Annotated in this window: 11 protein-coding genes; 9 read left to right on the top strand and 2 right to left on the bottom strand. The window is 42.5% G+C overall.

Translation table 11 applies throughout. The features are described 5' to 3' along the window. Nucleotides 1–41: 41 nt before the first annotated feature. Together I6758_RS04945 and I6758_RS04940 are read left to right on the top strand one after the other, a co-directional pair. Entirely contained in the window at nt 42–374 is a 333-nt protein-coding gene (locus I6758_RS04945) for a thioredoxin family protein (protein ID WP_196604097.1), read from the top strand. Nucleotides 375–378: 4 nt separating this feature from the next. Beyond that, nucleotides 379–1,317 (top strand): NAD(P)/FAD-dependent oxidoreductase, encoded by a 939-nt coding sequence (locus I6758_RS04940; RefSeq protein ID WP_196604096.1) that lies wholly within the window; start codon nt 379–381, stop codon nt 1,315–1,317. A gap of 106 nt (nt 1,318–1,423) precedes the next feature. Here the strand turns inward: I6758_RS04940 and bioB are convergent, their stop codons facing one another. Together bioB and I6758_RS04930 are read right to left on the bottom strand one after the other, a co-directional pair. Beyond that, entirely contained in the window at nt 1,424–2,410 is a 987-nt protein-coding gene (gene bioB, locus I6758_RS04935; protein WP_196604095.1) for a biotin synthase BioB, read from the bottom strand. A 200-nt stretch (nt 2,411–2,610) separates the two neighbouring features. Continuing rightward, complete coding sequence (locus tag I6758_RS04930; RefSeq protein WP_196604094.1) at nt 2,611–3,795, bottom strand: MalY/PatB family protein; 1,185 nt, start codon at nt 3,793–3,795, stop codon at nt 2,611–2,613. Nucleotides 3,796–4,165: 370 nt separating this feature from the next. Here I6758_RS04930 and I6758_RS04925 point away from each other — a divergent pair, with 370 nt between their 5' ends. From I6758_RS04925 to cydC, 7 genes are all read left to right on the top strand, one after another. Next, entirely contained in the window at nt 4,166–4,429 is a 264-nt protein-coding gene (locus tag I6758_RS04925; protein ID WP_196604093.1) for an HPr family phosphocarrier protein, read from the top strand. A 32-nt stretch (nt 4,430–4,461) separates the two neighbouring features. Continuing rightward, on the top strand, nt 4,462–6,183 hold the full coding sequence (ptsP, locus tag I6758_RS04920) for a phosphoenolpyruvate--protein phosphotransferase (RefSeq protein ID WP_196604092.1): 1,722 nt from the start codon (nt 4,462–4,464) through the stop codon (nt 6,181–6,183). A 24-nt stretch (nt 6,184–6,207) separates the two neighbouring features. Beyond that, entirely contained in the window at nt 6,208–6,591 is a 384-nt protein-coding gene (locus I6758_RS04915) for a hypothetical protein (RefSeq protein ID WP_196604091.1), read from the top strand. A gap of 384 nt (nt 6,592–6,975) precedes the next feature. Then, nucleotides 6,976–8,325 carry a cytochrome ubiquinol oxidase subunit I gene (locus I6758_RS04910; protein WP_196604090.1) on the top strand — a complete coding sequence of 450 codons (1,350 nt, stop codon included), beginning with the start codon at nt 6,976–6,978 and terminating at the stop codon, nt 8,323–8,325. Then, complete coding sequence (cydB, locus tag I6758_RS04905; protein ID WP_196604089.1) at nt 8,325–9,335, top strand: cytochrome d ubiquinol oxidase subunit II; 1,011 nt, start codon at nt 8,325–8,327, stop codon at nt 9,333–9,335. The genes I6758_RS04910 and cydB overlap by 1 nt, the downstream gene beginning before the upstream one ends. Before the next feature lie 91 nt (nt 9,336–9,426). After that, on the top strand, nt 9,427–11,145 hold the full coding sequence (cydD, locus tag I6758_RS04900; protein ID WP_196604088.1) for a thiol reductant ABC exporter subunit CydD: 1,719 nt from the start codon (nt 9,427–9,429) through the stop codon (nt 11,143–11,145). Then, nucleotides 11,142–12,830 carry a thiol reductant ABC exporter subunit CydC gene (gene cydC, locus I6758_RS04895; protein ID WP_196604087.1) on the top strand — a complete coding sequence of 563 codons (1,689 nt, stop codon included), beginning with the start codon at nt 11,142–11,144 and terminating at the stop codon, nt 12,828–12,830. The genes cydD and cydC overlap by 4 nt, the downstream gene beginning before the upstream one ends. The last annotated feature ends 8 nt before the right edge of the window (nt 12,831–12,838 follow it).

The following is a 12,838-nucleotide window of genomic DNA, read 5'->3' as shown; positions in this document are numbered from 1 at the left end:
TATATAGTCAGTAAGATATATATTGAGAGGGGGATTTTATTATGGCTGTAATACATGCAGATAAAGAACTTTTCGAAAAGATGGTAGCGGATAAAAAAACTTTTTTGGCGGATTTTTTTGCTACATGGTGCGGTCCCTGCAAAATGCTCGGCCGCGTTATTGAAAATATAGATAATAAAGGTGAATTGCCGGTTGATATTGTTAAGGTGGATATAGATGAGGAACCGGAATTGGCCCAGAAATATGATGTCAGTGTTGTCCCGACACTCTATTTTATAGCTAATGGTGAAGCAAAAGAGAATATGAGCGGTTTTGTAGCCGAAAATGTACTGGCGCCGAAATTAAAAGATCTGGCAGCCCAAAAAGCTGAGTGAGCGCATGGAAAATAATAGTATTTATGATATAGCGGTGATAGGCGGCGGTCCGGCTGGTATGACTGCCGCTATATATGCCAGCAGGGCAGGTTTGAAGACTATAGTGCTGGAAGCTGATGCTCCCGGCGGAAAGCTCGTAAAAACTTTTGCCATTGAGAATTGGCCGGGTGCTAAAACAGTAAACGGTGCTGATCTGGCATGGTCTATGTATGAGCAAACTACGGCTCTTGGTCCGGAATTTATTTTCGCTGAGGTAATTGATGTAGAAGATCATGGAATGCTGAAATCTGTGCTGTGCAGGGATGGTTCCAGTTATAAAGCTCGTGCGGTAATAATAGCGTCGGGCACGGTCGAAAGACTTATGAATATACCGGGCGAACAGGAAATGATCGGCAAGGGCATAAGCTTTTGTGCCGTATGCGATTCAGCTTTTTATAAGAATGAAGATGTAATTATTGTCGGCGGTGGTAACTCGGCGTTGGAAGAGTCTGTTTATCTTACACGGGTAGTAAAAAGTGTTACTATTGTGATTAGGCGCGATGTTTTTCGGGCTGATGAAGTTATTCAAAATAAAGTGCTGGCAAATGACAAAATAAGAATTATCAAAAGCAAGCTTCCGCAGGAAGTGCTGATAAAAGACGGCAAGGTAGCAGGGCTCAAGGTCAAAGATGCCAAGACAAATGAGCTGACGGACATTTATGCTAAGGGAATTTTCCCTTATATAGGCAATGATCCCGTTACGGGTTTTGCTGAAAAGCTTGGTGTTACAGATGAGAACGGATATGTTATTGCCGATGAGAATATGCAGACAAAAGTGAAGGGGATATACGGAGCCGGCGATGTATGCAGGAAATTTCTGCGGCAGATAGTGACCGCTGTAAACGATGGCGCTATCGCTGTGCAGGTTGCCGGGCGCTATATAGAAACTTTACAGGAATCTTGAAATATTTTGAGTGATAATATTTTTATGGTTTTGTCGTTTCGGCAAAAAGTCCCGGTGATTTTTCACCGGGACTTTTTGCTGAGCAGATGGATAAAGCGCATTAAGGTCAGGACACACAGCAGGGCTGTTTATTGCTGAGGCCAAGACGATCAAGCATTTGCATATCTTCGCGGATGGTAGTACCGGAGGTAGTCAGCATATTGCCGGTAATAGAAGCTGAGGCACCACCGATAAGTGCCGTTTCTCCGTTGCCGGGCAGCAATTTGCGGCCTGCCGCTAAACGGATATTTGCCTCTGGGTTGATAAAGCGGAAAAAAGCTATTGTTCGGAGGACATCGTTTGCTTCAAGTTGAGGAAGGTTTTCCAATTTTGTGCCTTTTATAGGCATAAGAGCGTTTACCGGAATAGACTGGATATTGAGTTCGGCAAGGCTTACAGCCATATCGAACCGGTCGTCCCATGTTTCTCCCATGCCGATGATCCCGCCGGAACAGACGCAGAGGCCTTCTGCCTGAGCGAGCTTTATAGTGCGGATCTTGTCTTCATATGTATGAGTGGTGCATATATGAGAAAAGAAACGTTTCGAGGTTTCAATATTGTGGTGATAACTGCTGACTCCCGCTTCATGCAGAAGATGAAACTGTTCAGCAGTGAGAAAGCCGTGTGACGCACAAAGGTCGATGCTGAGTTCCTTGCGCATCTGCTTGTAAGTTTCAAGCAGGGAGGTGAAAGCTTTGTCAGTGACTGTTCTGCCGGATGTTACTATTGAAAAGCGGTTTACACCGGCATTTTCGTTGGCGTGGGCATTTGCTACGATTTTATCCATGGGCAGCATGTCATATTCCTCAATGCCCGTATGATGGCAGGCAGCCTGTGCGCAGTATTTGCAGTCTTCACTGCAGCGTCCGCTGCGCCCGTTTATAATAGTGCATAAGTCAACATGATCACCGCAAAAATGTTTTTGCAGTAACTGAGCATTTTTTTGCAGCTCATCAAGCGGAGCTGTGAGAAATATAGAGAGATCCTGTCCGCGTTTTATGCGATAGCCTTTGATGATTTTTTCTGTCAGGTCAGAAAGCAGTAAGTTTGACATTATTTATCCTCTCTTCTAAAAACAATGGCAGCATTGTCATTTTACCGGTGCTGATATAAAATGATGTCTGTCGAATAGCATGTAGCCTTATATATTTAATGCTTCTAAGACTGTATTGCATATATTATATTTTAGTGTTAAAAATATGTCAACTTATTTTAAAATATGGTTTACTTAATTTAATCAACAATCTGAAATTTTTATTTGCTTTTGACTGACAGCGCATTTTTCAGACGCAGTAAAGCGCTGTCCAATGCTTTTGCCGGGCAGGCTAAATTTATCCTTTCATAGCCTTCACCCTCTTTACCGAAAATATATCCCTCATCGAAAAAGAGAGAGGCTTTTTTAGTCATAAAGGATTCTAGTTCATTTTTTTCCATGTTAAGTTTGCGGCAGTCCCACCATTGCAAATAGGTGCCCTCCAGCTTGGTTATCTTAATCTGCGGAATGTTTTTTTCCATAAAGTTTTCACAGAGTTTTCTGTTTCCGTCAATGAGCTTTAAAAGCTGTTCCAGCCACGCTTCACATTTTGTATAAGCAATTTCGCATGCTTTATAACCAAGTACATTCAATGTCCCGTAACCGGCTTTAACGGCAGTTTTTATAAATTTACGCCGTATTAGATCGTTTTTTATAATAATATTGGATACCTGCAGGCCTGCAAGATTGAAAGTTTTGCTGGGAGCGGTGCATATCAGGCAATTGTCAGCGGCATCTTCGGAAAGAGTGGCAAAAACAGTATGCCTGTGTCCCGGCATAATAATGTCTGAATGTATTTCGTCGGCGATGACGAGAACATTGTTTTTCAGACATATGTCAGCAACTCGCTGCAATTCTTCATTTGTCCATACTCTGCCGACGGGGTTATGCGGGCTGCATAAAATAAGCAGCTTATTTTGCTCAGAGCGTGCTTTTTGTTCCAGATCATCAAAATTTATGTGATAGGTGCTGCCCGTATGCAGTAACGGGTTTTTTACGATGCGGCGTTTATTTTCAGTGATTGCTCTGTAAAAGGGATAATATACAGGCGTCATGACAATGACACCGTCGCCTTTTTTTGTATAAGAGCGTATGGAATTGAAAATTGCCGGAACAACACCGGGCGAGGAAACTATCCATTCCGGGGATATTTCAAACTCATGGCGGCGCAGCATCCAGCCGCATACTGCTTGTAAATACTCATTCGTGGGGATCGTATAACCAAGAACGGCACCGGAGAGATAATCCTGCAGACCAGAAATTATTTCCGGTGCGGTGGGTAATTCCATATCTGCTACGGAAAGGGGAATTATATCGGAAGAGATCTGAGGAGCAACTTTTTTCATGGCTGCCCATTTTGCCGATCCCGAGTTTTCTCTGTCAGGACAGCTGGAAAAATCATACATATAATATACCTTCTTTACTTAGATAAAAAATTATTTATATCAGTTTACTATTTTTCCGTATATTTTTCCATATGCTTTTTGCAAAATAAACTATATATCAATATACAAACGATAACGATTATAAAAGAAACTTTATTTAATTTCTTTTACAGAGATTGATCATATAAAATATATAAAAAAATCACTATAAACAGCGGAATTAAAAAATAAAAAAAAGATTAAATCAAAATAAGTATGAATACAGTGTTAAATAATTATATACTTTATGTAAATTTTTACTGGTAATTTTTCATTCTATTCGGTATAATTTAAGAAGTGCAGTCTGACTGCTATAAATTTAATTTTTTTTAGATAAAAGGGGATATGACTCATGGAAAAAACATTAACTATCGAAAACAAAACGGGCCTGCATGCACGCCCAGCATCAATGTTTGTTCAAACAGCAAACAAGTTCAAAGCTAAGATCAAACTTACAGCCAAAGGAAAAACCGTCGATGCTAAAAGCATTCTTATGATTATGAGCCTTGGTCTTCAGCAGGGTACGGATGTTACGATCAGCGCTGATGGGGAAGATGCACAGGCAGCTCTTGATGCACTTACTGATCTTGTAAAATCTAAATTCGGCGAAGATTAATATTTATCACAAAGCCCCAAGGAGGTCTATTGATGTCAAGTAAATTACGCGGTAAAGGCGTTATTGCCGGTATAGCCATAGCTAAAGCTTTAACTCTGGAACAGGATCTAGAAAAATATGTTGCGTTGTATAATCCGGGAAGCGTTGAAGCGGAAATAGGCAAGGTAAAAAAGGCAATTGGAGAAGTAGCCGATATTCTTGCAGAAAATGTGAAAACTCTCACAGACAAGGATATGGCTGAACAAGCTGGCATTATGGAAGCGCATCGTGTTATGGTACAGGATCCGATGCTTGAAGATAATGCTGTTGCTAAAGCCGGTGAATTGAAATCGGCGCCGAGAGCCGTTTTAGCGGCATCTGAGGAATCCGCAGCAATTTTCGAAAACATGGAAGACTCTTATTTCCGTGAACGTGCTGTGGATATTCGTGATGTAGGCAAGCGTGTTGTGCGCCAAATTTTGGGGCTTAAAGGACCGGACATAGGCAGTGAACCGGTTATTTTGTGCGGGCATGAGATTGAACCGTCAGTCATTGCAAATATTCCCACAGAACAGATAGCGGGCGTAGTCTTAGGACAAGGCAGCACTACCTGCCATGCGGTCATAATCGCAAAGGCTCGTGCTATTCCTACTGTTGTTGGTCTTGAAGCAAATCTTAAGGATATAAAAAGCGGTGATCAGCTGATCATCAACGGAGAAACGGGTGAAGTCTATGTTCATCCCACCGAAGAACAGCTGATTTCTTTCAATGAGCGGATAAAAGAACAGAACAGGCTTAAAGAACATTATGCACAGCTTACTTCACTGCCGGCGGAAACCACCGATGGCCATAAAGTCATGCTTGTTGCCAATATCAGTACCCATCTTGATGTGGAAGCTGCTGTCAGCAATTTTGGCGCCGAAGGTGTGGGACTTTTCCGGTCGGAATTTTTATTCATGGGCAGAAATGAAGCTCCTGATGAGGAAATGCAGTTTCAGGCATATAAGGAAGCTGTCGAAAAATGCAAGGGCAATCTGTGTGTCATCCGCACAATGGATATAGGCGGGGATAAGCCTCTGCCGTATCTGAACATACCGAAAGAAGAAAATCCTTTCCTTGGCTGGCGTGCGCTTCGTATCTGTCTGTCGCGCCGTGATATATTCATGCCGCAGGTAAAGGCTATTTTACGGGCTGGTGTATACGGTAAGGCGGCTATGATGCTGCCGATGGTAATCAGACTGAGTGAAGTTGATAAAGTCAAACAAATAATAGAAGAAGCGAAAGTGCTTTTGTCACAGGAAAATAAAGCTTATTCGGATAATGTACAGCTGGGGATAATGGTGGAAACACCTGCAGCCGCTGTCATGACACCGATATTTGCCAAGCATGTGGATTTCTTCAGTATAGGCACTAATGATCTTATTCAATATACCTTGGCAGTTGACCGTGTCAACAGCAATGTCAGCTATTTATATGATCCGCTTAATCCGGGAGTGCTTGCACTTATTAAACGTACCATTGATTCTGCCAATGAAAATAAGATCTGGGCAGGAATGTGCGGTGAAATGGCAAGTGATCCTCATGCTGCCGTATTGCTTATGGCTATGGGTATTACTGAGCTTTCCATGAGTGCACCGTCAATACCGCGCGTAAAGGAACTTATCAGAAGCGTGAGCATGGCGGAAGCAAAAGAAGTGCTGGATAAGGTAATGTCAATGGAACATGCATCTGACATAAAGGCATATCTGCATGAAAAATTTGATGATAGAAAATGAATTATGCAGGACTGTGATTGAATTATGAGCGAAGAATCCGGGCGGACGGTTTATGGTGGAGAACAGAATATAAAAATGGCTCTTATGCAGATGATCAACGAAGGAAAAGACCCGTATGAAATCATTCTTTATATGGCGGATTATCTGGAAAGAATTTCAGGTGAAAAGGGATATAAGGAAAATGTAAGGGATTGTATACAATCCGTTTACGGAATAGGCCTTGATGAAGAAGGCCCTTTGAATTCGGCTCTTATGCAGGTGCGTCAGCGTTGCCAGCAGCTGGAAACGTCAATGGCCGGCATAGAGGAAGAAGATGTAAAAAAGCGTATTTTATTTGCCGTTGAACACCATAAAAAATTTGCGGCTTTTCTTGAAAATAAAATAAAAAAGGCAAGGGATAAGCATTAATAAGGGCAGAATTCTGTCTGCCTTGCAGTGCAGTGTATATTACTATTTAGTAAATATATGATATGATAAATATCACGAATTGTCTTAAAATGATGCAATATTACAAAAATCCAGGTCGCAAGACCTGGATTTTTGTAATATATGATAGATTAAATTTATATATTGAAGGAAAATAACAAAATATTAGGAAAACAGGCAGGTGCATTTTAAATAAAAAGCGTATTATTATAATATGCATTAAGAATCCCCTAAGAAAATTTTTTGAATGAAAAGAAATACGGTATTAGTTTATATTATTAAGTAATAACAGATTGCATTTTTCTTTATAAAAAATTATACTATATCACAGGTATTATATTTTGCTTGAATGGGGAGGATACAGATATGGATGTTATTACATTATCGCGCTTGCAGTTTGCGATAACCACTATTTACCATTTTTTATTTATTCCGCTGTCTTTGGGATTGTCTGTGCTTGTTGCTATACTGTCGACGATATATTTAAAGAACGGAAATATTGTCTATAAGCAGCTGGCAAAATTATTTGGCAAATTGTTCACTATTTCTTTTGCCATGGGTGTCGTCACAGGGATTGTTCAGGAATTTCACTTTGGGATGAACTGGTCCGAATACTCCAGATTCATGGGGGATATTTTCGGGGCGCCGCTGGCGCTTGAAGCTTTGACGGCTTTCTTTTTGGAATCTGTTTTTCTTGGGGTATGGATTTTCGGCGAGAACAGACTGCCAAAAAAAGTGCACTGCCTGTCTATATGGCTCGTGGCGTTTGGCAGTAATTTGTCATCGTTCTGGATTCTTGTTGCCAATTCTTTTATGCAGCATCCGGTAGGCTTTGCTCTCAATAACGGACGCGCTGAAATGACAGATTTTTTTGCACTTATAACTAATCCTTATGTTTTTGGTCAGTTTGCGCATGTTATGACCTCCGGCATCGTTACGGCAGGCATATTGGTCGTTGCCGTCAGTGCTTATAAGCTGCTGCGCGGTGAAAATATTGGTATTTTTAAAACTGGTATCAGAGCAGGAGCCATATATGCAGCTATCGGTCTTTTTGCCGTTATGGGCAGCGGACATTTGCATACACAATATGTAGGAAGCGCGCAGCCTATGAAATTGTCTTCGATGGAGGCTTTGTGGGAAGATGCGGATCCTGCCCCTTTTACACTGTATGCAACGATCGATACACAGAAGGAAGAAAACGAAAATACGATTGAGGTTCCTTATGCATTGTCATTTATGTTATATAATTCACCAAACGGGGAAGTCAAAGGGATAAAGACACTGCAAAAAGAGGACCAGAAAAAATATGGCTATGATAATTATATACCAAATGTGCCGCTGTTGTTCTGGAGTTTTAGGATAATGCTCGCCTGCGGCGGAATCATGCTTTTAATGATGCTCGTGACTTTATATATGAGCTTTACGAACCGTCTTTCAGAATATAATACTACGTGGCTGCGGCTGCTGATGCTGGGAGTATTTCTGCCGTTTATTTCCAATACGGTAGGCTGGTATATAGCGGAAGGCGGACGTCAGCCGTGGATGGTTACCGGGCTGCAAAAAGTGGCTGATGCTGTGTCGCAGAATATAACATCGACAGAGGTCTGGATATCACTTATTGGCTTTACTGTGGTTTACGCGCTGCTGGCGATCGCTGCATTGTTTGTTGCCGCCAAGGTAGTCCGGCAGGATGTTACTGAAGGGAGCGGTTTATAATGGATTTACAGGTATTATGGTTTATATTGGTAACTGTTTTATTCACCGGCTTCTTCTTTCTGGAAGGTTTTGATTACGGCGTGGGTATCCTTCTGCCGTTTGTCGCTAAGGATGATGATGAGCGGCGTATGCTGATAAACAGTATAGGGCCTGTGTGGGACGGTAATGAAGTATGGATGATAACCGCGGGCGGAGCGCTGTTCGCAGCCTTTCCGCATGTTTACGCTACTATGTTCAGCATGCTTTACATGGCTTTGTTCCTGATGCTCATAGGGCTTATAGTGCGCGGGGTAGCCTTCGAATTTCGTGGTAAACACCATACTGCCTGCTGGCGCAGCTTATGGGACTGGATGATATTCATCGGCAGTTTTCTTCCCGCATTTTTGTGGGGAGTGGCAGTCACCAATCTCATGAAAGGTTTTATGATTAACGGTGATAAGATATATATGGGAACGTTTTGGGATTTGCTTTCCGTGTATACTGTAATAGGCGGGATAACCTTTGTGCTTGTTTTTGCCTTTCACGGACTGACATTTTTGTCATTGAAAATAGACAAGGAATCAGCGCTCATGCCTCGTTTTCGCTTGGTCGGTACATGCCTTGGCGGGACGGCAGCTGTTTTTTATTTGATATGCATTGCCTTGACATACGCAAATACGGACGTATATAAATCGTCATTATGCCTTGGTTTAATGATTTTGGCGGCGCTGGTGTTTGTGCTGGCTATAATCGCACGTCGTCAAAATAGCAGCGGAACAGCTTTCATCGGCAGTTCTTTAGCTGTGGTGCTGACGACAGTGAGTGTTTTTGCCGGACTGTTTCCGAGGATACTTATTTCGACGATGAATCCGGAATGGAGTCTCACTATAACAAATGCTTCTTCCTCACCGTATACTCTTTCGATAATGACGATAGCCGCTTTGATTTTTGTGCCAGTGGTGATTATTTATCAGGGATGGACATATTGGATATTTAGGAAGCGCATAACGGTCAATGATTTGAAGCATTGACATGAAAGAATAAAATTCTCAGCGGACGGGGCGGCAGTCATATGCTGATAAACTGTATGGGTGTCCGACTGTTAGGGTAGGGAAATAGTTTATGATTGATAAGAATTTGTTGAAAGAATTGCAGCCTTATAAATATAAAGTGGTCATGATAATTCTTTGTGATGTCGTATCTGCTCTGGTCATTGCGGTGCGCTGCTATTGTCTGGCTTCTGTTATTGATAAGATGCTGTTTTCCCGTTTGAGCAGGGAAGCGGCAGTGCCTCAGCTGGCGCTGCTGCTTTTTCTTTTTTCACTTGAAGCGGCAGCTAATTTGGTTATACGGTTTACCGCACATAATATTTCGCTTGATATAAGAAAAAAAATACGCGGCGCATTTATAAAAAAATTGGCATGCAGCAGTCCCATGTCATCCATATATGATGTAAATATACTGCAGATGGTGACTAAGGGAGTGGATTCGTTTGAACCGTATTTTTCAAAATTTTTGCCGCAATTGTCATTGACGGCAATATTGCCGATAGTTATTTTAATCACGGCTTTTTATAATGATTGGATATCGGGTCTTATATTTTTATTTACGCTGCCATTGATCCCCTTTTTTATGGTACTTATAGGAAAAAGAGCACAATCGGAAAATAATCGGCAATGGGCGGCCCTGGCACATTTAAGCGAGCTTTTTTCTGAACTTTTGGCCGGGATGGCTGTAATTAAGATTTACAATCAGGGAAAAAGGCAGCTGGAAAAAACGGTGTGGGCAGGTGAAAGGTTTTCACAGGCGGTACTGAAGGTTCTCCGTATAGCCTTTTTATCAGCTTTTTTTCTGGAACTCATAGCAACTTTAAGTATCGCTGTGATTGCCGTAAATATTGGTCTGCGGCTTTTGTACGGACAGGCGGATTTTTTGCCGGTATTTTTTATTTTGCTGCTGGCTCCTGAATTTTATAAGCCATTGCGCCAAACAGGCAGTATGTTTCATGACGCGATGGGGGCAATTACAAATGCCGGGGAAATTTTTGCGGCAATTGAAGAAAAAAATGCAGCAGCAGGAAAAACAATGATTAATTTGACCGAGGCACCTCAGATAAAATTTTCCTCTGTGGGATATCAATATAACAGTCAGCGTGAAAATGCGCTGAAAAAAATTGATTTAAATTTTGCTGCAGGAAAGGTTACGGCTATCGTGGGACGCAGCGGAGCAGGCAAATCTACTGTATTTTCATTACTGTTAAAATATATTTCACCGATTTCAGGTAAAATACTTATCGATGGTGTGGATATTACCACCCTGGATGAAAGGGCATGGCGGAGCAATATTGCCTATGTGCCGCAGCAGGCGCATATATTTAATGCCACCCTGCGAGAAAATATCTGCATGGGAAAAACGATAAGTGATGAAAAGATAAAGAATATTATAAAGTTGGCGGGCTTGCAGGAGCTGACGGACGTCATGCCGAACGGATTGGAAACACTGGTGGGCGCCGGTGCGCGCGGACTAAGCTGCGGACAGGCAAGACGGGTAGCTATTGCCAGAGCATTGTTAGTCGAATCTTCTGTTGTGATGCTGGATGAACCAATGGAAGGCTTGGATATAATGACCGAGAAGGCAGTCTGGGCGGGCATTAAAGAAATGGTAAAAAGCAGGACAGTGATAATCATAGCACATCGATTATCATCAATAAAAAACGCGGATATGATCTATGTTATGGACAGTGGCGCAGTGTCGGAGTGCGGAACAGATGCATCGCTGCGTGCAGAAGGGGGCATTTATTGTAAAATGCTTGAAGCCGTTTCAGGAGGCGGGTTGGCATGAAAAAAAGAAAATGGCTTTTGCTGCGGTCAATTATGCCTTATTTGCTGCTTTCTGTATTCATCGGTTTTTTGTGCAACATGAGTGTGGTCGGGCTTATGGCGGCTTCTGCCTATCTTGTCACCAGTGCGGCACTGCATACACCGCTCTATGCTTTGGCTCTGGCGATAACAGGTGTACGCGCATGCGGTATCAGCCGTGCCGTTTTTCGCTATGCCGAAAGATATATTTCACACAATGCGGCTTTTGCTGCATGGCGTGAATTACGTTTTGAAGTTTATAAAAGTGTTATGCGGGCATTGCCTTTTTCTGAGCAAACTATACATAGCGGTGATGTATTCATGACAGTGATAGAAGCGCTGGATGAATTGCGGGATGCAGTTTTGCGGCTTTTTTTACCTCCTTTGGGCGGTTTTTTGCTGACGGCAGCGCTGTTTGTGTTCCTCTTTCCATACGATAGAACCGCTGCGGGGGTTTTTGCGGTATCGTTTTTTATAATAACGATAATGGTACCGTTTATTTTTCACCCGCGCAGGAAAAAACTTCTTTCTGCTCTGCAGACAGAGTTGTATGAATTTATAGACGGTGCATCGGATATGGCAGCTTTTGGTTATGCCGGAAGACGGGCTGAGCTGGCACAGAGTAAGATAGAAGAGACAGCTGCGGCAGAAAAAAGATCGTTTCGCTCCACTGCGGCAGCTGAGATGACAGCGCAGCTTATTGCCGCCGCAGCTATAGTGTTTATACTGGGGATTTTTATAGAGTCACAGTCGGCAATGACAGGCGTGGAAGCTGCGGTACTGCTTTTGGCGGTCATGGCGGCATTCGAGGTGATTCTTCCTCTCGCCGGTCTGGGAGGGCAGTGGCAAAAGGCCGCCGATGCCTTCGCGCGTCTTGATCTGCTTTTGCAGGCGAGAGAAAATAAATTACCCAGCTCTCATTTGGACTCACCGCCAAAAGAAAATTTGCTGACGGTACAGGAGCTTTCTTTTTCTCATCCGGGAGAAAAACTGCTGTATAAAAAACTTGATTTTTCTTTGGGCAAGGGAGAAAAAACAGCACTTATAGGCAGCAGCGGGAGCGGGAAAAGTACTATAGTGAACCTGCTGGTAAGGTTGTTGGCATATAACAGCGGAGCTGTCTTCTGGAAAGAACGCATTTATAACGATATTGCCGAGGAAGAAATAAGAGAAAAAATAAGAACAGCTTTGCAGGAACAGTATATTTTTGACACGACGATAAGAGAGAATTTTAAAATTCTTTACCCGGAAATAAATGATGAAGAAATATATGCGGTGCTGCAGTCGGCCGGGCTGGGGGATTTTATCGAACAATTGCCCGAAAGGCTGGATACGGACATCGGCCGTGACGGCAGATATTTATCAGGCGGACAGCGCCGGCGGCTGATTATTGCGCTGGCTCTTGCAAGAAAGTCGCCGCTGCTTATTCTCGATGAACCGACAGCGGGTCTTGATGCCTTATCAGCCGGTGAAATAGTCGAAACAATAATGAAGGTGTCAGCGGAAAAAAATGTTTTTGTGATAACACATGATCTGAGCCGAATTGAAAAATTTGATAGAGTGCTTATCCTTGATGACGGCAGAATAGCCGAAGCGGGAAAACCGGCAGACTTGATCAAAGCAAATGGTTTATTTGCCGAAATGATGTGCTGCCGCAATATTATTTAAGAAAAATA

Source organism: Pectinatus haikarae (assembly GCF_015732185.1).
In the GTDB taxonomy this organism is placed as follows: Bacteria; Bacillota; Negativicutes; order Selenomonadales; family Selenomonadaceae; genus Pectinatus; species Pectinatus haikarae.
The sequence above is the reverse complement of the archived record's forward strand: the minus strand, read 5'-3'. Positions and strand labels throughout refer to the sequence as shown.

Excerpts from the sequence above, each read along its gene's own strand:
- I6758_RS04915 (WP_196604091.1), top strand. The coding sequence starts at position 6,208 with ATGAGCGAAGAATCCGGGCGGACGGTTTATGGTGGAGAACAGAATATA.
- cydD (WP_196604088.1), top strand. The coding sequence starts at position 9,427 with ATGATTGATAAGAATTTGTTGAAAGAATTGCAGCCTTATAAATATAAA.
- cydB (WP_196604089.1), top strand. The coding sequence starts at position 8,325 with ATGGATTTACAGGTATTATGGTTTATATTGGTAACTGTTTTATTCACC.
- I6758_RS04925 (WP_196604093.1), top strand. The coding sequence starts at position 4,166 with ATGGAAAAAACATTAACTATCGAAAACAAAACGGGCCTGCATGCACGC.
- I6758_RS04940 (WP_196604096.1), top strand. The coding sequence starts at position 379 with ATGGAAAATAATAGTATTTATGATATAGCGGTGATAGGCGGCGGTCCG.
- I6758_RS04930 (WP_196604094.1), bottom strand. The coding sequence starts at position 3,795 with ATGTATGATTTTTCCAGCTGTCCTGACAGAGAAAACTCGGGATCGGCA.
- cydC (WP_196604087.1), top strand. The coding sequence starts at position 11,142 with ATGAAAAAAAGAAAATGGCTTTTGCTGCGGTCAATTATGCCTTATTTG.
- bioB (WP_196604095.1), bottom strand. The coding sequence starts at position 2,410 with ATGTCAAACTTACTGCTTTCTGACCTGACAGAAAAAATCATCAAAGGC.
- I6758_RS04945 (WP_196604097.1), top strand. The coding sequence starts at position 42 with ATGGCTGTAATACATGCAGATAAAGAACTTTTCGAAAAGATGGTAGCG.
- I6758_RS04910 (WP_196604090.1), top strand. The coding sequence starts at position 6,976 with ATGGATGTTATTACATTATCGCGCTTGCAGTTTGCGATAACCACTATT.
- ptsP (WP_196604092.1), top strand. The coding sequence starts at position 4,462 with ATGTCAAGTAAATTACGCGGTAAAGGCGTTATTGCCGGTATAGCCATA.